This window comes from Paranoxybacillus vitaminiphilus, from assembly GCF_003259935.1.
GTDB classification, from domain to species: Bacteria; Bacillota; Bacilli; order Bacillales; family Anoxybacillaceae; genus Paranoxybacillus; species Paranoxybacillus vitaminiphilus.
The window spans coordinates 1-20,167 of record NZ_QLMH01000014.1; the positions used below are offsets into that span (position 1 = coordinate 1).

The following is a 20,167-nucleotide window of genomic DNA, read 5'->3' on the forward strand; positions in this document are numbered from 1 at the left end:
GAGGGTATGGATACCGAAACAACGCACATCTTTTCTTGCGCATCCGCCTAGAAACGGGAGGGAAATTTGTCACCCCCGACTTTTGGTGATGAACCCATTTTATAGAGTTTTAACAAAAAAGCTGTGAGATAAATCATGACTTTGGGAAGATGTGATGAAAATCATATCGGTAGTTTGCCGTACCTCATATTACCGCTATGTTGACAAGCGTTACAATGAAAGCGAAAGTAGTGAAGAGGAAGGGGTTGAACATGGAGATTAACAGGGAGATGCGAAAACACAAAATCGCTTTTTAAAATCGATATTAATTTTTACGATTTTAATAGCTTTATCGTTTTGCTTGCCGGCGGGTATTGGATTTTTAAAGAAATGGCTTCAAGGCCAAAAGAGAAGAGGCTGTCCAACAACTCCCGCAGCACAACAGTGCGCGAGGGGAGAATTTATCGGGCAGCCATTTTTACATGTTAGCGCTCTTGTCCTGCTTCTTTCTTTTCATAGCACTGGAAGCAATATAACATTTCTTTTTCTTCACTTACGATACCATTTAAAAAGCCATGCAAACAATGAATCGGTTTGCCGCACCCGGAACAAAAGCCGACGAACTCTTCCAACCGCCATTCTCCTTTCGCGAGCATTGAGAATTTCCATAACGAGTTTGTGATGTCCATCATTACGAAAAATAGGCAAAGTCATTATGATGCGTATATAGATTATTATAATATAAAGTATCTATGTTTTATGAGCAATTTATAGCCGAATTTCATGCTGCAGCAATTTTCCGCTGATTTGACAGCCTAAACTAGGAAAAGTAATGGAGTTGACAAATGACCATGACTCGAGACAGCTTCATTATCCATTTACGATGGAACTGGAAAATTAATTTAAATGAGAGTATTTGGAGAGGGGTTCGAAAATTTGGTGGAGGCTATTGGAAAGAAGTGATAAACTTGACGGACGGTTGTAACTAATTTACGTTCAGATGGATCCAACAAAGAAGAGATAAAACGGGAATGTTCCATCATAATTCTAAGCCAAAACTTATTTTCAGCCAGTGAACGCTCAATAAATTCCTTTTCTGTCAACGATTCAGGTGGATCTGCTTTTGTTTCAGGGGGGAATTAACATTTGATTTTGGGAACCCGTTGCAAAGTGACCAGGTATCGGTGGAGGATTCTGCAAACTTCCCACTCCTTTTTAGAATAATTAAATTACCTAAAATTATATTCAAGGTGCTATTCTTTTGTGTGTTTTTATAGGAAAATATTGTTAAACTATGATGAATTGTATCACAAATAGAGCAAAAATTTTTTAACAACCAGCAGCTTCTATTTGAATAAGGGAAGCTTTTCTTTTTGTTTTCTTCATGTTAAAGTGGTACAAAAGTTTTCGATTGAGGAGTGAACAAAGGTGAAAGAGATTGCAGGAGCAGTTCTTGCCGGCGGGGAGTCGCGGCGTTTTGGCAGCCCGAAAGCGTTTGCGAAACGGGAAGGAACTTATTTTTTTCAGTTTTCTGTCAATGCGCTGCGGCCATTTGTTCAAGAAATATATATTGTCAGTCATCCTTCCCTTATATCGCGCTTTCGACAAGTGACGAATGAAAAAATTTTGCTTGACGAAGAAATGTATCGCGGCCAAGGTCCGCTTGCCGGAATTTATACGGTCATGAGGCGAACGGATGCCGAATGGATTTTTGTTCTTCCTTGTGATATGCCGTATATACGTCCAGATACGGTAGGAAAAATGGTGAAATGTATCGATGAATCGTTTGATATCATCGCTTCTGCTCATTTCGGCCGGATTCAGCCGCTAGTAGGGATATACAACCGGCGCACGCTGCAAGAAATTGGGCAGCTGTTGAACGAACGAAACAATCGAATGCTGTCTTTGTTCGAGCACTGCCGTGTCCGCTATGTCAACGAACAAGACTTTTTCGAAGAGGAATGTGTTTTTCAAAATATTAATTATCGGCAGGAATATGACAATTATATGACATAAGTAATATTGTGATGTGCATCACATGAGCTTCTCTTCTTATGCTTTACAATTGAAAGCAAGGAGGGAGCATTCATGAGAGACTTTCATGAAAATCCGTTTATTGTTATTTGGGAGCTAACGCGGGCGTGTCAGCTTAAGTGCCTTCATTGCCGGGCGGAGGCGCAATATGATCGCGATCCGCGCGAGTTGACGCTGGAAGAGGGAAAAAAACTGATTGACGAAATTTATGAAATGGATCAGCCGCTTCTCGTGTTTACAGGCGGCGACCCATTGATGCGGCCGGATGTGTATGACATTGCTAAATATGCAATTGAGAAAGGATTGCGTGTTTCGATGACGCCAAGTGCGACACCGAATGTGACGAAAGAAGCGATTCGCAAAGCAAAAGAAGTCGGGTTGGCGCGCTGGGCGTTTAGTTTAGATGGACCAAACGCGGAAATTCACGACCATTTTCGCGGAACGCCGGGCTCATTTGACTTAACAATCAAAGCGATTAAATATTTGCATGAACTTGAAATCCCCGTGCAAATTAACACCGTTATATCCCGATATAATGTCCACGTGCTCGACGAAATGGCCGCGCTTGTTGAAAAATTGAAATGTGTGCTTTGGAGCGTCTTTTTCCTTGTGCCAACGGGGCGCGGCAAGGAGACGGATATGATTTCACCAGTTGAACATGAAAAAGTATTTAAATGGCTATATGAAACAAGCAAACGTGTGCCGTTTGATATTAAAACAACAGCAGGGCAGCATTATCGCCGCGTCGTGCTGCAGGAAAAAATGCGCGAGAAGAAAAAGGCGGACGGACAGATCCGCTATGAAGATGTACTCATGAAAGGGCTGACTGGACAAGTGGACGGCCTCGGCCGGGCGCCAAAAGGGGTCAATGATGGGAACGGATTTCTCTTTATCTCGCATATTGGCGATGTGTATCCAAGCGGATTGCTGCCTGTGAAAGCAGGAAATGTACGAGAAACACCGCTGGCGGATATTTACCGTCATTCACCGATTTTTCAAGACTTGAGAAACCCGGATAAGTATAAAGGAAAATGCGGCGTCTGCGAGTTCCGTTTCGTTTGCGGCGGCTCGCGTTCACGGGCGTATGCCGTAACAGGAGATTACTTAGAGAGCGAGCCTTTCTGTGTTTATATTCCAAAGGCGCTGCGTAAGAAGAAACAAACATTGCATTAGCTGGCTCACTGAATGAGTCAGCTTTTTTATCATCCGGATAACGAAAATAATCTATTTTTTACAAATATGTGACACTGTATAAAAATGTGAAAAACATCACATTTTTATCTCTCTATTTTTTTTATTATCAAATTACAAAAATGATTTTTGAATTTAAAAGGAGAGAATACTCATATGAGTCAATTAGCTAAAAAAGCAGCGACAAATGACTTGCCGAAGAAAAAAGGACGAATCGGCATGGATTGGAATCCGGAAAATCCTATGTTTTGGGAACAAGAAGGAAAGAAGCATGCGAGACGCAATCTTTGGATTTCTGTTCCAGCTTTAATGCTAGCCTTTATTGTATGGCAAATTTGGTCTGTTGTCGCGATCCGGTTGAATGATATTGGGTTTTCATTTACCGATAGTCAACTATTTACATTAGCAGCTATTCCAGGCTTAGTCGGTGCGACATTGCGTTTCGTTTATACGTTTGCCGTTGGAAAATTTGGCGGAAGAAACTGGACTGTGTTTTCAACAGCGATTTTATTAATTCCGGCCGTTGGGATTGGCATTGCTGTACAAAATCCGGATACGCCGTATTGGGTGATGATATTGCTCGCCGCATTATGTGGGCTTGGAGGAGGAAACTTTTCTTCATCTTCTGCCAACATTAGCTTCTTTTTTCCGAAAAAAGAAAAAGGAACGGCGCTTGGAATTAATGGCGGCTTAGGAAATATGGGGGTATCTGTTGTTCAATTCGTAACGCCGCTTATCATTACAACGGGGGTATTTGCCGCAATTGGCGGGGAAAGTCAAGTTCTTCCTGATGGAAAAGAGATTTGGCTACAAAACGCAGCATTTATTTGGGTTGTTCCGATTATTCTCTTAACGATCATTGCTTATTTCGGCATGGACAATATTCCAAATGCACAACAATCAGTGTCTGACCAATTTGTTATTATAAAGCGTAAACATACATGGATTATGACATGGCTTTATGTGGCTACATTCGGGTCGTTTATCGGCTATGCAGCAGCGTTTCCGCTTGTGTTAAAATCGCAGTTTCCTGAGCATACATCGCTTGCCTTTTTAGGGGCGTTTCTCGCAGCAGCATCCCGCCCGGTCGGAGGATGGTTATCAGATAAGTTCGGCGGCGCGCGCGTGACAAGTTACGTGTTAGTTACGATGGGAATTGGTGCTGGCGCTGTCATGTATTTTACTAACGAAAAACAGTTTGCCGGGTTTTTGATTTCGTTCTTAATCTTGTTTATCGCAGCGGGAATGGGTTCGGGTTCTACATTCCAAATGATTCCAGTTATTTTTCCGCCAAAAGAAGCGGCACCAGTGCTTGGATTTACGGCAGCATTTGCAGCATATGGCTCATTCCTTATTCCAAAATTATTCGGCTGGTCTGTGCAAACTACAGGAACACCAGTTACAGCATTTTATTTCTTCATCGCTTTTTACGTTATTTCAATTATCTTGAATTGGTATTATTATGCAAGAAAAAATGCGGAAGTAAAATGTTAAAAAGGGTTTAGGAAAAAGAAAAAACTCCTATTGTAGAAGTGCCGCTTGTTTGTATCGAAAACAACCATTCTACAAAGGAGTTTTTTCTATGATAAGAACCGGATCAAGCGCTAGAATGCCACGGTTTTGCCGGGGAGTTGATTAAAATTTGCATTAAAGAAAGAGGGATGACCTGAAAATATTAGGACGCGCAATCACAATTCATTAGTGTGGCTAAATATTTGCCGGTCAGCTTCTTTTAGAAGTCTCCCACCTCTAAAAGAAGCGTAGGTGGGAGATGTTCATTGATTTATTCAATCCGGCAAATTTCGACTGGACAATTTTCGCATTGAATTTCGCTTTTTAAATAGTCAAGGTCGTGAATTGTAATTTTTCCTCTTTTGATAGACAGAATTCCTTTGTTTTTTAACGCATTTAACATGCGGTTGACACTTTCTCTTGTCGTTCCGCAAAAATTTGCTAAATCTTGATTTTTTAACGGCAAATCAATAAGGATGCTGCCGTCTTTGAGAGGAATGCCGTAACTGTTGGACATCCGAATGAGCGTCGAGTAAAGTGCCCCTTTTTTCCCATGCAAAATTAAATCGCGAAACTTCGTTTGCGTCCGTCTCGTATGGTTGCTGAGCCATTGCATATATTCAAATGTCAATGAAGGGTTTAAAAGAAGCTGCTCTTCCAAGTAATCTTTTTCAATAACGGCCACTTCGCCGTCTTCGATGACTTTCGCAGTTAATAAATATTTCGGATCATTTGTAAAAAGTGTCAGCTCCCCGACAATTTCTCCGACGCTGCAAATTCGAAAGCACATTTCTTTTCCGTCCGGGCACGTTTTAATCATTTGCAGTTTGCCTGAGCAGATTAAGTACAGTTCATTTGCCGGCATTCCTTCTTGAAATAGAAAGGAGCCTTTTTTTATTTTTTTGCTATAGTTCGCTGAACGGAGCAATTCTTTTAATTGGTTGAAGCGTGGATTCAATTGTAATTGTTCGGAAGGTAAAGCCATCAGTTTTCACCTCCAAAGTTTCACTCATTATGCATCATTCATCAACGAATCAATGCGTTTAGCTAATTCATTATAGTACGTATATAATAATGTCTCTTCTTCATAAAGCATTGGAACGATTCCATCTTCTCTCGGCGGCTCAAGCGGCAATCGCGAGATGACTTCTGTACATAGCTTATCCGCGAGCAAATCACCGCCGCCTTTTCCGAAAATAAAATATTTTTCATTTTGGCCGGGAGGAGAAAAGTAAGCCATATTTTCGATAACTCCGAGTATTTCATGGTTTGCCTTTAGGGCCATTGTCCCGGCGCGTTCCGCAACGAATGTCGCTGCCGGATGCGGTGTTGTGACAATTAATTCTTTACTTTGCGGAATAAAGTAGTGCATATCAAGGGCGACATCACCAGTGCCCGGCGGCATGTCTAATATAGCATAATCAAGTTCTCCCCATAAGACATCTTCTGTGAAATGCTGCACCATTTTTCCTAACATTGGCCCTCGCCAAACAACCGGGTCGTTTCCATTCAGTAAAAAACCCATGGACATAATTTTGACTCCATGTGATTCGACAGGAATGATTTTTCCGTTAAATGTTTTTGGCTTGAAGGTAATGTTAAAAAATTTTGGCACGCTGAAACCATATATATCTAAATCAATAAGGGCAACATTTTTTCCAAGTCTTGCAAGGGACAAAGCAAGGTTAACAGAAACGGTCGTTTTGCCAACCCCGCCTTTTCCGCTTGTTACTGCAATTACGTTATTTGCCAGCATGAAAACACTCCTTGCATTCAATGTTTACTATCATTTTAGAAATTATTTTTTTTTATCGGTGTGACGAATATCACACTTTTATGCAACTGTCAAAATCCTGTCACAAAGCATAGCTGCGCTTTTCCGTTTTGCAGGAAAATGTGTAGAAAATGTGACGATTTTTGTTTTCCAAGAAATAAGGGGGGATTATGTGATGTTCCTCACAGTGAAAACGAAAAAACATTTTTACAATTAACATTGAAATCAATGGAATGAGGTATTTCGTAAGGAGGTTATCCTTCATGCAAAGATTAGAAAAATCCTTTTACTCGAAAACAAGCATGTATGCTTTTTTTGTTACGCTAGTTTTATTTTTCACCGTTTGGATCGGGACGGGAAAGTTTCAACATATTGACATGGCTCTGCTTGGATATTTGCTGTCCTCGTTCATATTTGCCATCGGTTTAACCGTCCGCATGTGCTCATGGCTGTTAAGACCAGCCACCTATCAAGTAGTAAAAAGAAGTTTAAAAAATTTAAAAGATAAAAAACGTGTCAAGCGCAATATTATCTCAATTTTAAAAACTGCTTTTGAAAATATCTTTTTACAAAAATTTATTTTTAAGCGGGGGATTTACCGGGGAGTTCAACACTTTTTGATTGCCTGGGGATGCATTGGCTCATTCGCGATTACGTTCGGACTTACGTTTGGCTGGATGCGTTTTGATTTAGTTGATTCAGACACGTACCAAATTGTTGTCATGGACCTGCCGACGATCACGATGAAAGCGCATGGAATTTTTGCGGAAATGATTTATAACGGATTAAATATTACCGCGGTGATGGTGTTAGTTGGTGTATGTATGGCACTGGCACGAAGAATTGTCGACAAAGATGTGAAAGTAACGCAGCGGTTTGAGTTCGACTTATTTCCTTTGTATCTGCTTTTGGCTGTAACGGTTTCCGGATTGCTTTTAACCGTTTCTTACACGTTTTTGGACGGCTGGATGCATCATTATATTACGCTTATTCACCAAATTACCGTCGTCGTGATGCTCGTCTATTTTCCGTTTGGCAAATTATTTCATTTGCCAATTCGTCCGTTGGCGACGGCTGTTCCGATGAATTATCAGGAGGAATGGAAAGTGGACACAAGACCATGTAAAAAATGTGGAGCAACTTACAGCAGCGATGAGCAAATTGAAGATGTTAAAGGAATTTTGCAAGCGCAAAATTTCGATTTGCAATTGGCAGACGGCAGCTTTTTAGCGGATTATTGTCCAGCCTGCCGCAGACGGATGCGTGTGATGAAGCAGCTGAATATGGAAGCGCCAAAAGGAAATCCGTACGGTCCGATTCAAACATTGAACGGCATCCAGATTTCTGGATTTGGTAAAAAGCGCTCTGATGAATTTTACAATATACCGAAAGAGGAAGAAAAAGTACATTAAACAAGTGGAGGAGATTCATATGACACAGTATCTCGTTAAAGAAGGGGTAAAAAATTTAATCCATCCGGATGAACAGCTCATTACAACTCATTGCTGTTATTGCGGCATGCAATGCGGCATGCATATTCGCGTTCATAAAAAAACGGGAAAAGTAGTAGGGGTGGAACCGCGGTATGATTGGCCTGTCACGCGCGGAAAAATGTGTCCAAAAGGGGTAACGGCTTATCAAACGATTGAGCATAAAGACCGGATTTTGCGCCCGCTCATTAAAAAGAACGGAAAATTTGTTGAAGCTTCATGGGAAGAAGCATTAGACCTTATCGAAAAAAACTTTAAACGAATTCAAGCTGAATATGGAAAAGACGCTTTAGCCGTATTCGGCGGCGTCTCAATGACAAATGAGAAATGTTACCTTGTTGGAAAGTATGCCCGAGTTGCGTTAGGAACGAGATTTATTGATTATAACGGCCGTTTTTGTATGAGTTCAGCAGCCGGCGGCTTTTTAAAAACATTAGGTATTGACCGTGGCTCTACTCTTCCATGGACGGAATTAGAGCATACCGATTGTTTCTTTATGGCCGGCACAAACACAGCGGAATGCCATCCGACGAGCATTCAATGGTTTTGGCGTGCGAAAGATAAAGGCGCAAAATTAATTGTTGCCGATCCTCGGGAAACGCCAACGGCCCGCGTTGCTGACGTTCATCTTGATCTAAAGCCGGGAACGGATTCCGCGCTTGCCAACGGCATTATGCACTTATTGATTAAAGAAGGCTATGTCGATGAAGAGTACGTCAATGAGCGCTGCAACAACTATGAGGAATTAAAGGCAATGGTCGAAAAGTTCACGCCGGAGTATACAGCGAAAATTACGGGAGTTGCTCCAGAAAAAATTGTGAAAGCCGCTCATATTTACGGACGTTCTCCACGATCCGTTGTCATGTTTGCCCGCGGTGCCGAACAGCAGTCAAAAGGAGTAGACAATGTTTCATTATATACATCCATGGCACTGCTGCGCGGACAAATTGGAAAATTCGCATCAGGTGTTGCAACGTTTACAGGGCAGGGAAACGGTCAAGGCGGACGCGAGCATGGACAAAAATCAGACTTACTTCCGGGGTATAGAAAAATTACCGATCCTGAGGCAGTAAAGTACATTTCAAGCATTTGGGGAATCAAGCCGGAAGACATGCCGGGACCAGGAGTTTCCGCTTATGAAATGTTCGATGAAATTCATAAAGGTACGATTCGTGCTATGCATGTCATTTGCAGCAATCCGGCCGTGTCGGCACCAAACCTAGAATATATTTGGGAAGGGTTAAGAAAGCTTGATTTTCTAGTTGTGAACGACTTTTTCCTTTCCGAAACCGCCGAGTTTGCCGATGTTGTTTTACCGGCTACAACATGGGCGGAAGATGAAGGAACAACGACAAACTTGGAGGGACGTGTCATCCGCATTCGGAAAGTGCGTGAACCTTTAGGAGAAGCAAAGCCGGATTGGATGATTTTAAGCAAAATTGCAGAAAGAATGGGTAAAGGTAAACATTTCCAATATAATAGCGCAAGAGAAATTTTTGACGAACTGCGCCTTGCCTCAAAAGGCGGAAAAGCAGACTATTACGGAATTACGTATGAGCGCATTGACAAAGAAGACGGTGTGTTCTGGCCTTGCCCTTCCGAAGATCATCCGGGAACACCGACAATGTTTAAAGAAAAATTTGGAACTCCAGACGGGAAAGCGAATCTTGCTGTTGTCGATTGGGAACCTGCTGGAGAAGAGCCGACGGAAGAATATCCGCATTATTTAACAACCGGGCGGGTTGTATTCCATTATTTATCTGGAAATCAAACGCGAAGAGTGGATTTTCTAAAAGAGCAATGTCCGGTTCCTTATGCGGAAATGCATCCGGAACTTGCAAGCCAATATCGTTTGAGCAATGGTGATTTAGTGAAGTTAACTACGAAACGGTCATCAATGGTTCTAGAAGTTCGCTTAACAAAAGCGATTCGCAAAGATACCGTGTTTGTTCCTTATCATTGGGGAAAAGAACTTGCGGTTAACCAGCTGACGAGTGCTTGTCTTGATCCGGTTTCGAGAATGCCGGAATTTAAAGTATGTGCCGTGAAGCTCGAAAAAGTGTCAGCAAAAGAGGTGAAAGCGCAATGAGGAAAATTATGTATCTCGAATTTGAACGCTGCATCGGCTGCCGCTCGTGCCAGGCGGCATGCCGGGAGTGCGGCGGACATGAGGCGAAAGAGCGCAACTATGTAGAGTATGTTGATTTTATGGAAAGCCGCCAAACATATCCAATGTTATGCATGCAATGTAAAGACCCGGCGTGCGCCCGCGTCTGTCCGGCTAACGCGATTCAAATAACAGAAGAAGGCGTTGTTTTATCAGCGATGGAAGAAAAATGTATCGGCTGCCGGAATTGTACGTTCGGCTGTCCATTTGGTATACCAAAATTCGATTTTGAAGCAAATAAAATGTATAAATGCGATATGTGTTATGATCGCTCAAAATACGATATCGCTCCGATGTGTGCTTCTGTATGTCCAAGCGATGCGATTCGTTTTATTGATTTTGACGAAATGCAAGCTCTCCGTCGCCGTCGGGCGCAAATGAATTTAGTCGAAGGGAAAAAGCCGCAGGAAGGAAACAAATGGGAGTATGTGCCTGAATTTTTCGGAGTGTATACGGATTGATGGATAAGTGCCCAGAAGGAGAGAGTGTGATGGATAATAAGAAGAAATTAGCACGGAATAAATATGAAACAAATGACGATATGATCAATTTGATTGATAATCTTAACCGTGATGACGATGTGAAGTATAACCGGCGCGCCTTTTTGAAAACGGCCGTCGGCGCTTCGGTCACATTAGGGCTGGCGACATTGCCGTTTTCGATTAAGGCGATGATGAACACGGCTGGCGAAGATGACAAAAGAATAGCGATTGCGAAACTTTCGGAAATATCGAAGGGGCAATCATTGAATTTTAACTATCCAACTGATGAGGATCCTGCCATTTTAGTTCATACGAAAGACGGCAAGTTTGTGGCTTACAATAACAAATGTACTCATTTGCAATGCCCGGTTTTTTACGAAAAAGAACAAGATGTTTTATTGTGTCCGTGCCATAAAGGCTATTTTGATGTAAAAAGCGGTCATCCGCTGGCCGGGCCGCCGCAACGAGAGCTGCCGAGGATCGAACTGGAAATTGTGGATGATACGATTTATGCCGTTGGAAGGAAGGTTCGCCATGGATAAAAAAACGTGCTGGATTGTCATCTTTCTTTCCCTTGCCGTGAATGTCGTCATGCTGCAATGGACAGTAGAAGCTTATTTTGGTTTAGAATATGAGCGGGTGTATTTATTTACGTCAATTGCGTGTTTATCAGTGCTCGCTGCACTCGCTGCATTTTTTAGATGGAGAAACTTGGAATATAAAGAAAAAAAATAAAGAGGCTGTTTCATAAGGGTCTGACTTCACGCACAATCCATCATATATAGGAGCATTATCCAATTACGTCCTGTCCTATATATATGATGGCGGTGGAGGCTGACCCTTTTCTTTTGAAGCAGCCATTACCATTCATTTGTTGATTCGATGTGTAAATGTTGATTACGGAACGTTCGTTCACCAAATGAAGTAATTAATGTACACTCATATATACAGCCTGCTTCATCAAGCTTATAGTCCAGAAGCAATCCGCTGGCAAGTTCGGTTTCTTTGTCGTCGTATACGCTCACTTTTCGCCCTTCTAACGATTTCAATTTAGCCGACATAATAAAGTGAGCCCATTCATTCCAATTTGTCACAATGTAAGCACCTCTTCCGTCAGCAAGATAGCCAAGCAAACTGTTTGAATCATCGACCGTTCCTTCTATGTAATGTTGAATGCTGGTGATGAGGCGGTGAATTTGTTGATATTGTTCAAATGATAAATGGTTTGCAAATGAAAAGATGAGCTGTTGTTTACTTTTTTCGTGTACGATATACACGTCGTTTTTTCGATCTTTTAATGAGACTTTCCAGCCATTGTCTGTTGCCGTTCCTTGAAGAAGTGAAAAAATTTCATGTAAATCTTTTTTTGCGTGATATGATATACTAACAGTTAACATATATGTTGCTCCTCCTGAAAAAAATAGTTTTCAATTATTATAAAGTGAAAGAAAGAGACAATCTGTGAAACATGTCACAACTGAATATAGAATGATTTTATACAATGATGAGAGAGGGTAGCAAACATGACGATGGAATTTTGGCTGCCGATCGCGCTGTCGATGAAAGTTTCACTTACAGCAGGAATCATCGTATTAGTGGCGGGACTTTTTGCGGGAAAGTGGATGTCCCGCCGTCGTTTCAGGGGGAAAACCATTTTAGAAACTTTTTTCATGCTTCCGCTCGTTCTTCCACCATCGGTAATTGGCTTTTTTTTAATCATTCTTTTCGGAAAAAACAGCCCGATTGGAAAAGCGATTGAAGCGCTTTTTCATCATCCGGTTATGTTTACATGGTGGGCTGCCGTCATTGCTTCAGCCGTTGTCTCTTTTCCGTTGATGTACCAATCAGCAAAATCAGGCTTTGAATCGGTCGATGAAGCAGTGGAAGGAGCGGCACGGCTAGATGGTGCAAATGAATTTCAAGTATTTTTCTATATATCGATCCCTTTATCGATGAAGGCAATTGTTTCCGGAGCGATTTTATCGTTTGCAAGAGGATTAGGGGAATTTGGCGCTACTCTCATGTTTGCCGGGAATATTCCTGGAAAGACGGAAACGATCCCGACAGCAATTTTTGTCGCCATTGAATCAGGAAATATGACAATGGCTTGGATGTGGGTATTAGTGACAATCGTCCTTTCCTTTTTGTTATTATTATGCTCAACGATTTTTAAATAAATTTTAGGAGTGTCATTTGATGAAACGAATTGTCGATCGCTTAGGTCGTCCGTTAAAAGATTTGCGCATCTCTGTGACAGATCAATGCAATTTTCGCTGCGTTTATTGTATGCCGGCGGAAATTTTTGGCCCCGATTTTCGCTTTTTACAGCCAAACGAATTGTTAACCGTTGATGAAATGGTGATGCTTGCTCATAGTTTTGCCGATTTAGGAGTTGAAAAAGTCCGCATCACAGGAGGCGAGCCGCTTCTAAGAAAAGATTTAGCTGTTTTTATTGAAAAATTGACGAAAATCGACGGAATTAAAGATATTGCTTTAACAACAAACGGGGTGCATTTAGTAAAGTGGGCGGAAATTTTAAAGCAGGCTGGATTGCAGCGGGTAAATGTAAGCCTCGATGCTCTTGACGATGACGTTTTTAAGAAAATGAACGGCGTTGGAGTGGGGGTTGCTCCGGTTTTAAAAGGAATTGAGGCAGCGAAAAAAGCGGGACTGAAAGTAAAAGTAAACATGGTCGTTAAAAAAGGCTTAAATGATTCACAAATTGTACCGATGGCGCGCTATTTTAAACAGGAAGGTATTACGCTTCGCTTTATCGAGTTTATGGACGTTGGTACGTCAAACGGCTGGGATTTCTCCCACGTTGTCACGAAAAAGGAGATATATGAACAAGTTTGTCAAATTCATCCGCTTGAGCCGGTAGAACCTGACTATTTTGGTGAGGTCGCCAGCCGTTATCGCTACACAGGCACGAATACGGAAGTCGGCTTTATTGCTTCTGTGACCGAATCGTTTTGCCGAAGCTGCACAAGAGCAAGAGTTTCTGCGGATGGAAAATTATATACATGTTTATTTGCCGCAGAAGGAGTGTCGCTAAAGGAGCTTTTAAGACAGGGAGCTGAAAAAGAACGCATTGAGGAATTCATTATCGCGACATGGAATAAACGAACTGACCGATATTCCGATGAACGGACAGAACAAAGTGCTAAAGAACGGAAAAAGATTGAAATGTCTTATATCGGCGGATAGAGAGTTCTATGTTATGTTAACTTGAACGTGATAAAAAGCGGACTGACTCAAGAAATGGGCCAGTCCGTTTTTGCTGCTGTTATGCTTTTATCGTGCTTTCAGCAAGAACGCGCGGGAACAAAATGTTATTTTCTAAGTGAATATGTTCAAAAAGATCGGTTTCTAACGCTTCAAGTCGTTTATAAACGAGCTGATATGTTCTGCAAGCCTCTTGTGGTGGAGTGAAATCAGACGTAATTTCACGAATTTCTTTTATGATATTCCCAGCTGTATCGTGTTCGGTGACAAGTTCGCGAATCACTTGCTTCATTGCTTCTTCATTTTCGTTTGTCGGATTTTGCTCGAATTGTAAAATAAGCGGAAATGCTTTTGTTTCTTCTTTGAGCGTATGTTGTTCTAATTCCGTTTTTAATTCATTAAACAGTTTATGAATTTTTGCTAAATGGGGATGTTCGGCACCGTGTACCCGTAATACTTTCGTCACATAAGGGCTGAGCTGCGGCAGCTCTTCCGCCAAATAGCGGTGATGCGTTTGGACAATGTGGTTAATAAGCTCGGAATAGGAGACTTGCGACCAATTTTTGTCGATTTTTTCAGCTGTTTTTGCATACTCTTCATTAAGTTGTTGTAATATTTCGTCAACAGGTAAATTTTTTTCTTTTAACGTCTCCCCTAAAGGACGGTTTCCGCCGCAGCAAAAATCAATTTTATATGCTTTAAATAAATCGCTTGCCTTTGGAAAAGCGGTCACAATTTCACCGATGATCGATTGTTCTGTAAATTTTTTCTCCATTGGACAATCCCCCTTTAATTTATCGGTTACATTGCAAGCATAACTTCTTTTTTATTGTGAAGAAGTGACCTGCATCACATTTTTGAACAGATTTTGACAAAGTCGTGTCTTATTTATCAGTAATATTAAACTTGTGATAAAAATCATAACCATTCGCTTGTTATTTTCGATACAATGTCAATAGTAGAAAGGAATGGCTGACCTATTGCATAATACAGAATATTTCCGATACATGTGGCCGGAATGATAAACTAGAAGAAGCTATGATGTTTTTAATGATAGAAAAATGTAGAGAGGGATGGATTATGGTTGAAAGAAGAACACCGATTCCTGTTTCCGAGGCGGTTAAAAGGGTGATGATTTATGCAAAAGCGGGAGAGATAGAAACCGTTTCATTAGAAGATGCGTACGGGCGCTATTTAGCGGAGCCGTTAATCGCCGATCATGATGTTCCGCCGTTTGACCGTTCGCCGTATGACGGATTTGCCATTCGTGCCATTGACTCTGCCGCTGCCAGCTCAACGAATCCAGTCGAGTTTGAAGTGATTGAAGAAATTGGTGCCGGCAAGGTCGCTGAAAAAGCAGTGCAGCCGTTTCAAACGGTGCGCATTATGACTGGAGCGCAAATGCCGCCTGAATGCGATGCGGTTGTCATGCTGGAACTGACGAAACAATATGAACGTGACGGTAGAAAATACATGTCGATTAAACGTCCATTTAAGCCGGGAGACAATATTTCTTTTCAAGGAGAGGATGCAAAAAAAGGGACTGTATTAGTTCAAAGAGGAACTTTCATTAATCCGGGCATACAAGCGTTATTGGCAACGTTCGGTTATTCAAAAGTAAAAGTGGCGAAAAGACCGAGAATCGGCATTTTCGCGACCGGCAGCGAGTTATTGGATGTGTCTGAGCCGCTTGTTCCGGGAAAAATCCGCAACAGCAACTCATATATGATTTGCGCGCAAATTATCCGAAATGGAGCACTTCCCGTTTATTTTGGAAAGCTTGCTGATGATGTGGACGAGTGTTTTACGGCGATAAAAAGCGCATTGGAGAACGTAGATATTCTTATTACGACAGGAGGGGTTTCCGTCGGCGATTACGATTATTTGCCGGTCATTTATGAACGGCTCGGGGCAGAAGTGCTGTTTAATAAAATTGCGATGCGCCCGGGAAGTGTAACGACCGTAGCTCAATTAAATGGAAAATTGTTATTTGGGCTCTCCGGTAATCCGTCAGCTTGCTACGTCGGCTATGAATTGTTTGTCCGGCCGGTCGTTCGCACAATGATGTTTTCGCCAAACCCATATTTGCGGCAAACAAAAGCGATTTTGCAGGCCGATTTTCCTAAACCGAATCCGTTTACGAGATTTGTCAGAAGTTATGTCACATATGACCGTGGGCAGCTTTTTGTTTTACCATCAGGAATGGATAAGTCAAACATCGTAACTTCTCTTGCCAAGGCGAATGCGTTGATGGTGCTTCCGGGAGGGACAAGAGGGTTCGAAAAGGGAGCGCTTGTCGATGTGCTCCTGTTAGAAGACGAAGAAGGAAGCTCGCAGTTTGGAGAGGAATCATGAAAATCTTGCAAGTTGTCGGCTATAAAAATAGCGGAAAAACGACGCTTGTCGAAAAACTTATAAAAGAAGCCGCACATCAAGGGTACAGAGTAGGGGCGGTGAAACACCACGGGCATGGCGGTTATCCGGATTTGTCTGAACAATGGAATGATTCAAACCGGCACCGCCAAGCAGGGGCCGTCGTTTCTTCAGTAGAGGGGAACGGATTATTGCAACTGCAGGCGATTCAAGATAAATGGTCGCTGCAACAAATTTTACACATTTATTCCTTCTTTCCAGTCGATGTTGTCTTCGTCGAAGGATTTAAAAAAGAGAAATATCCGAAAATCGTGATGCTGCGGTCGGACGATGACATAGAGCTTTTGACTTCGTTGGAAAATATAATTGCGGTTATTGCATGGACAACGTTATCTAAGTCATTTGCAATCGATTATCCCATCTTTTCGATCGAAGATGAGAAGCAATATATACAATGGATTATGAATGATGTGAGGGATGCGATGTGAACAGTCAACGATTTACGATTACGAAAGAACCAATTTCCATTGAAGAAGTAGTAAAAAAAGTAATTCGCCCAGAAGCGGGGGCAGTCACTACATTTATCGGAACAGTCCGGGAATTTACAAACGGCAAAAGAACATTATTTTTACAATATGAAGCTTATGTTTCGATGGCAGAAAAAAAGCTGGCAGAAATCGGCGAAGAAATTGCCCGAAAATGGCCGGATGCTAAAGTGGCGATTACTCATCGCATTGGAAAGTTAGACATCTCTGATATCGCTGTTGTCATTGCTGTTTCTACCCCTCATCGCAAGGACGCTTATGAGGCGAATCAATATGCGATTGAACGAATTAAACAAATTGTTCCAATTTGGAAAAAAGAGCATTGGGAAAATGGAGAAGAGTGGGTTGGAAACCAATTAGAAACAAAGGCGTATCCAACTGGAAAGCCGGAAGAGGAGGATTTACAGTGATAACAATACTCTTTTTTGCCCATTTGCAAGAGGCAATCGGAAAAGAGCGAATCCAATTGAATTGTGCACCGCTGGCGGTCAAACAGTTAAAGAACCATTTAGAATCAGAATACAATATCGATTTACAGCATGTGATGGTTGCTGTGAATGAGGAGTACGCCTCAGAAAGTGAGCTCATTCATCCGGGAGATACGGTCGCATTTATTCCGCCGGTAAGCGGAGGATGATTTTTGTCTTCCGCCAAAAAATGAACGAACTGAGGTGTCGGTTTATGAAACCGCTTATTCCAAAACAACACGGCGCGTGGGCAATGCTGGTAATCCCGTTTGCATTAGGAGCTTATGCAGGAGGAGTTTCGTGGCTTCATATTCCTTTATTTTTCGGCTGGTTGTTTTTATACTTAGCAACATATCCAATGTTGATGGCCGTCAAAAATAAAAGAAAAGAATATTTTTTTAAGTGGGCTGTCACTTATTTTCTTCTCGCTATCGTTTTGTTGATCATTCCGCTTATTTACGATTTTACATTAATCTATTTTGGGTTTGCCATGCTGCCGTTTTTCTTTATTAATCTTTATTATGCAAAAAAGAAAAATGATCGGGCTCTTTTGAATGATATGGCAGCAATAGCGGCGTTTGGCGTCGGCGGACTTGCAAGCTTCTATATCGGACAAGGCCGCCTAAATATGACAGCGTGGGAAATTTATATGTTTTGCTTTCTGTTTTTTATCGGAAGCACTTTCTATGTCAAAACAATGATTCGCGAAAAAAAGAATGCTATATATAAATGGACATCATGGGGATACCATTTACTGTTAATAATCGGATTAGTCATCGTCGGTTATCCGTTGTTGGCTATTGCCTATGCACCAAGCGTAATAAGGGCGCTGTATCTATACGGAAAATCGTTGTCAGTAATGAAAGTCGGTGTTTTAGAAATTGTTAACTCCGCATATTTCCTTTTAGTTATGTTCTTTCTTTTATAACATGTGGGCGAAAGAGGCTGACTCTGAAGTCAAAGAAATTTTTCTGCAGAGTTAGCCTTCACGGTTAATCGATTCTGCATATTTCTGGCGGACAATCTTCACAATTAATCTCTTCTCTTAAATATTTTAAATTATGAATTTTAATTTTTCCTTTTCGCATCGAGATGATTCCTTTTTTTCGCAGCTCGCTCAGCATGCGGTTGACTACTTCGCGTGATGTGCCGCAAAAATTCGCTAAATCTTGATTCGTTAATTGCAAATTAATTAAAATACCGTCTTCTTTCATGATTCCATAACTGTTGCACATGCGGATAAGGGTCGAATAAAGGGCGCCTTTCTTTCCATGGAGAATAAGGTCACGGAATTTTGTTTGTGTTTTTCGAAAATGATCGCTCATCCACTTCATAAACTGTAACGCCAGCTTGCCGTTTTTTAGCAGGCTTTTTTCAAGAACATCTTTTTTGATAGCGGAAACAACGCCATCTTCAACTACCTTGGCACTTAGCATATATTTCGCCGGCGCGCAAAAAAGAGTAAGTTCCCCGATAAGCTCGCCTTCACTGCATATTCTTAATGTAAGTTCCTGCCCATCTGCTGCTGTTTTACTTATTTGTATTTTTCCCGATTGAATATAATAAATTTCATCGGCTGCCCCGCCTTCATGAAATAAATACGTTCCCTTTTTTATTTCTTTATTGTAATGGACCATATTTAATAATTCTTCAAGTTCATTAGAAATCGTTTGCATTCCTTCCCCATCTTTTCTGCATAAGTCATATATTTGAAAAACATGTAACCATATTATACATATTTTCACTATATTTATGCTAGTAAATATGGAAAGTGTGTTGAGGAATCAAATAATTTAAAAAATAATTAAATATACATTTGATTTTATTTTTATACAGTATTATAATGTTAACTAATTTAAGAGATTTTTAGGAGGCTTATTATGAAAATAGCAATTATTGGAGCAACAGGATATGGCGGAGTGGAATTGCTTCGATTTTTGCAATACCACCCATTTGTACATGTTCAATCTGTTCACTCATCTTCTCAGGAGGGAACAGCTTTATCAGCTGTTTATCCTCATCTGCAGCAGGCTGAATCGTCCATGCTTGAAAAAATTGATGTCGAACAAATTTCCAAAACATCGGATATTGTTTTTTTAGCGACACCGCCCGGAGTATCAAGCGAACTGACACCACGGTTTTACGAGTGCGGTGTTAAGGTGATTGATTTATCCGGTGATTTTCGGATAAAAGAAGGTCATGTTTATGAACAGTGGTATAAACGTACAGCGCCTCCTCAAACATATTTAGAAAAGGCAGTATACGGTCTTTCTGAATGGAATCGGGCAGAAGTTAATGATGCTAAAATTATCGCCAATCCAGGCTGCTATCCGACAGCAACGCTGCTCGGTTTAGCACCGCTTGTACAAAACGGTCTTATTAAAGAAGACTCGATTGTCATTGATGCAAAATCCGGAGTTTCAGGAGCCGGACGCCACGTTTCTCTTAACACGCATTTTTCGGAAACAAACGAGAATGTAAAAATATACAAAGTGAATGAACATCAACATATTCCGGAAATTGAGCAAATGTTGCTGAAGTGGAACGAACAGATAAAACCGATTACATTCAGCACACATTTAATTCCAATGACGCGCGGAATTATGGCAACGATTTATGCCCAAGCGAAAAAAGAGCTGTCAGCGGAAATGTTAGTAGATTTATATAAAACAAGTTATGAGTCTGCAAAGTTTGTGCGCATTCGCGAGCGTGGAAATTATCCGTCAACAAAAGAGGTTTACGGCTCCAACTATTGTGATATCGGAATTGCTTATGATGAACGTACGGGAAGAATTACAGTTGTTTCTGTCATTGACAACTTAGTAAAAGGAGCGGCAGGTCAGGCGATTCAAAATTTGAATATTATGATGGGAATCGAAGAAGATACAGGATTACAGTTTATGCCGGTTTATCCATAATGGGAGGGAG

Annotated in this window: 23 protein-coding genes; 16 read left to right on the forward strand and 7 right to left on the reverse strand. The window is 41.3% G+C overall.

Annotated features, from left to right (window positions below; translation table 11 throughout):
* Window positions 1–464: 464 nt before the first annotated feature.
* The gene (locus B0I26_RS18390) at window positions 465–611 is read right to left on the reverse strand and encodes a hypothetical protein (protein WP_181502911.1); all 147 of its coding nucleotides are present in this window, start codon (window positions 609–611) and stop codon (window positions 465–467) included.
* A 270-nt stretch (window positions 612–881) separates the two neighbouring features.
* Window positions 882–1,022, reverse strand: a complete 141-nt coding sequence (locus B0I26_RS13625; protein ID WP_342767131.1) for a hypothetical protein — start codon at window positions 1,020–1,022, stop codon at window positions 882–884.
* Between the two features lie 385 nt (window positions 1,023–1,407).
* Between B0I26_RS13625 and B0I26_RS13630 the strand changes: the two genes are divergently transcribed.
* The 3 genes from B0I26_RS13630 to B0I26_RS13640 all read left to right on the forward strand — a co-directional run bounded on the left by B0I26_RS13630 (window position 1,408) and on the right by B0I26_RS13640 (window position 4,698).
* Window positions 1,408–1,995, forward strand: coding sequence for a molybdenum cofactor guanylyltransferase (locus B0I26_RS13630; RefSeq protein ID WP_111645975.1), 588 nt, complete (start codon window positions 1,408–1,410; stop codon window positions 1,993–1,995).
* Between the two features lie 72 nt (window positions 1,996–2,067).
* Window positions 2,068–3,186 carry a TIGR04053 family radical SAM/SPASM domain-containing protein gene (locus B0I26_RS13635; protein ID WP_111645976.1) on the forward strand — a complete coding sequence of 373 codons (1,119 nt, stop codon included), beginning with the start codon at window positions 2,068–2,070 and terminating at the stop codon, window positions 3,184–3,186.
* A gap of 237 nt (window positions 3,187–3,423) precedes the next feature.
* Complete coding sequence (locus tag B0I26_RS13640) at window positions 3,424–4,698, forward strand: NarK family nitrate/nitrite MFS transporter (RefSeq protein ID WP_245934803.1); 1,275 nt, start codon at window positions 3,424–3,426, stop codon at window positions 4,696–4,698.
* 289 nt (window positions 4,699–4,987) lie between these two features.
* On the opposite strand, the gene B0I26_RS13645 is transcribed toward B0I26_RS13640, so the two are convergent.
* Both B0I26_RS13645 and B0I26_RS13650 read right to left on the reverse strand, forming a co-directional pair.
* Window positions 4,988–5,701: a Crp/Fnr family transcriptional regulator gene (locus B0I26_RS13645; protein ID WP_111645978.1), complete on the reverse strand. Its 714-nt coding sequence runs from the start codon at window positions 5,699–5,701 to the stop codon at window positions 4,988–4,990.
* Between the two features lie 27 nt (window positions 5,702–5,728).
* A complete protein-coding gene (locus B0I26_RS13650; RefSeq protein WP_111645979.1) occupies window positions 5,729–6,472 on the reverse strand; it encodes an Mrp/NBP35 family ATP-binding protein in 744 nt (247 codons plus the stop codon).
* 281 nt (window positions 6,473–6,753) lie between these two features.
* Here B0I26_RS13650 and B0I26_RS13655 point away from each other — a divergent pair, with 281 nt between their 5' ends.
* Genes B0I26_RS13655 through B0I26_RS13675 form a run of 5 tightly spaced genes read left to right on the forward strand, consistent with a single transcriptional unit; the run spans window position 6,754 to window position 11,364 of the window.
* A complete protein-coding gene (locus B0I26_RS13655; RefSeq protein ID WP_111645980.1) occupies window positions 6,754–7,902 on the forward strand; it encodes an MFS transporter in 1,149 nt (382 codons plus the stop codon).
* 19 nt (window positions 7,903–7,921) lie between these two features.
* Complete coding sequence (gene fdhF, locus B0I26_RS13660) at window positions 7,922–10,069, forward strand: formate dehydrogenase subunit alpha (protein ID WP_111645981.1); 2,148 nt, start codon at window positions 7,922–7,924, stop codon at window positions 10,067–10,069.
* Window positions 10,066–10,608 (forward strand): 4Fe-4S dicluster domain-containing protein, encoded by a 543-nt coding sequence (locus B0I26_RS13665; protein WP_111645982.1) that lies wholly within the window; start codon window positions 10,066–10,068, stop codon window positions 10,606–10,608. The genes fdhF and B0I26_RS13665 overlap by 4 nt, the downstream gene beginning before the upstream one ends.
* A 29-nt stretch (window positions 10,609–10,637) precedes the next feature.
* Window positions 10,638–11,171 (forward strand): Rieske 2Fe-2S domain-containing protein, encoded by a 534-nt coding sequence (locus B0I26_RS13670; RefSeq protein ID WP_111645983.1) that lies wholly within the window; start codon window positions 10,638–10,640, stop codon window positions 11,169–11,171.
* The gene (locus tag B0I26_RS13675; protein ID WP_111645984.1) at window positions 11,164–11,364 is read left to right on the forward strand and encodes a hypothetical protein; all 201 of its coding nucleotides are present in this window, start codon (window positions 11,164–11,166) and stop codon (window positions 11,362–11,364) included. Before B0I26_RS13670 ends, B0I26_RS13675 begins: the two co-directional genes overlap by 8 nt.
* Window positions 11,365–11,489: 125 nt before the next feature.
* On the opposite strand, the gene B0I26_RS13680 is transcribed toward B0I26_RS13675, so the two are convergent.
* Window positions 11,490–12,026, reverse strand: a complete 537-nt coding sequence (locus tag B0I26_RS13680) for a hypothetical protein (RefSeq protein ID WP_111645985.1) — start codon at window positions 12,024–12,026, stop codon at window positions 11,490–11,492.
* A gap of 126 nt (window positions 12,027–12,152) precedes the next feature.
* Here B0I26_RS13680 and modB point away from each other — a divergent pair, with 126 nt between their 5' ends.
* Together modB and moaA are read left to right on the forward strand one after the other, a co-directional pair.
* Window positions 12,153–12,806 (forward strand): molybdate ABC transporter permease subunit, encoded by a 654-nt coding sequence (modB, locus tag B0I26_RS13685; protein ID WP_111645986.1) that lies wholly within the window; start codon window positions 12,153–12,155, stop codon window positions 12,804–12,806.
* A gap of 19 nt (window positions 12,807–12,825) precedes the next feature.
* Window positions 12,826–13,836 carry a GTP 3',8-cyclase MoaA gene (gene moaA, locus B0I26_RS13690; protein WP_111645987.1) on the forward strand — a complete coding sequence of 337 codons (1,011 nt, stop codon included), beginning with the start codon at window positions 12,826–12,828 and terminating at the stop codon, window positions 13,834–13,836.
* Window positions 13,837–13,915: 79 nt separating this feature from the next.
* Here moaA and ric read toward each other — a convergent pair whose 3' ends face one another.
* Window positions 13,916–14,629, reverse strand: coding sequence for an iron-sulfur cluster repair di-iron protein (gene ric, locus B0I26_RS13695; protein WP_111645988.1), 714 nt, complete (start codon window positions 14,627–14,629; stop codon window positions 13,916–13,918).
* 305 nt (window positions 14,630–14,934) lie between these two features.
* Here ric and B0I26_RS13700 point away from each other — a divergent pair, with 305 nt between their 5' ends.
* The 5 genes from B0I26_RS13700 to B0I26_RS13720 are packed head-to-tail and all read left to right on the forward strand — an operon-like array spanning window position 14,935 to window position 18,167.
* Complete coding sequence (locus B0I26_RS13700; RefSeq protein ID WP_111645989.1) at window positions 14,935–16,209, forward strand: molybdopterin molybdotransferase MoeA; 1,275 nt, start codon at window positions 14,935–14,937, stop codon at window positions 16,207–16,209.
* Complete coding sequence (mobB, locus tag B0I26_RS13705; RefSeq protein WP_111645990.1) at window positions 16,206–16,715, forward strand: molybdopterin-guanine dinucleotide biosynthesis protein B; 510 nt, start codon at window positions 16,206–16,208, stop codon at window positions 16,713–16,715. Before B0I26_RS13700 ends, mobB begins: the two co-directional genes overlap by 4 nt.
* Window positions 16,712–17,182 carry a molybdenum cofactor biosynthesis protein MoaE gene (locus B0I26_RS13710; protein WP_111645991.1) on the forward strand — a complete coding sequence of 157 codons (471 nt, stop codon included), beginning with the start codon at window positions 16,712–16,714 and terminating at the stop codon, window positions 17,180–17,182. The genes mobB and B0I26_RS13710 overlap by 4 nt, the downstream gene beginning before the upstream one ends.
* Window positions 17,179–17,409 (forward strand): molybdopterin converting factor subunit 1, encoded by a 231-nt coding sequence (moaD, locus tag B0I26_RS13715; protein ID WP_111645992.1) that lies wholly within the window; start codon window positions 17,179–17,181, stop codon window positions 17,407–17,409. The genes B0I26_RS13710 and moaD overlap by 4 nt, the downstream gene beginning before the upstream one ends.
* Window positions 17,410–17,453: 44 nt before the next feature.
* Window positions 17,454–18,167 (forward strand): YwiC-like family protein, encoded by a 714-nt coding sequence (locus B0I26_RS13720; protein WP_111645993.1) that lies wholly within the window; start codon window positions 17,454–17,456, stop codon window positions 18,165–18,167.
* 64 nt (window positions 18,168–18,231) lie between these two features.
* On the opposite strand, the gene B0I26_RS13725 is transcribed toward B0I26_RS13720, so the two are convergent.
* Complete coding sequence (locus tag B0I26_RS13725) at window positions 18,232–18,915, reverse strand: Crp/Fnr family transcriptional regulator (protein WP_111645994.1); 684 nt, start codon at window positions 18,913–18,915, stop codon at window positions 18,232–18,234.
* A gap of 204 nt (window positions 18,916–19,119) precedes the next feature.
* Between B0I26_RS13725 and argC the strand changes: the two genes are divergently transcribed.
* On the forward strand, window positions 19,120–20,157 hold the full coding sequence (gene argC / locus B0I26_RS13730; RefSeq protein WP_111645995.1) for an N-acetyl-gamma-glutamyl-phosphate reductase: 1,038 nt from the start codon (window positions 19,120–19,122) through the stop codon (window positions 20,155–20,157).
* Window positions 20,158–20,167: the final 10 nt, after the last annotated feature.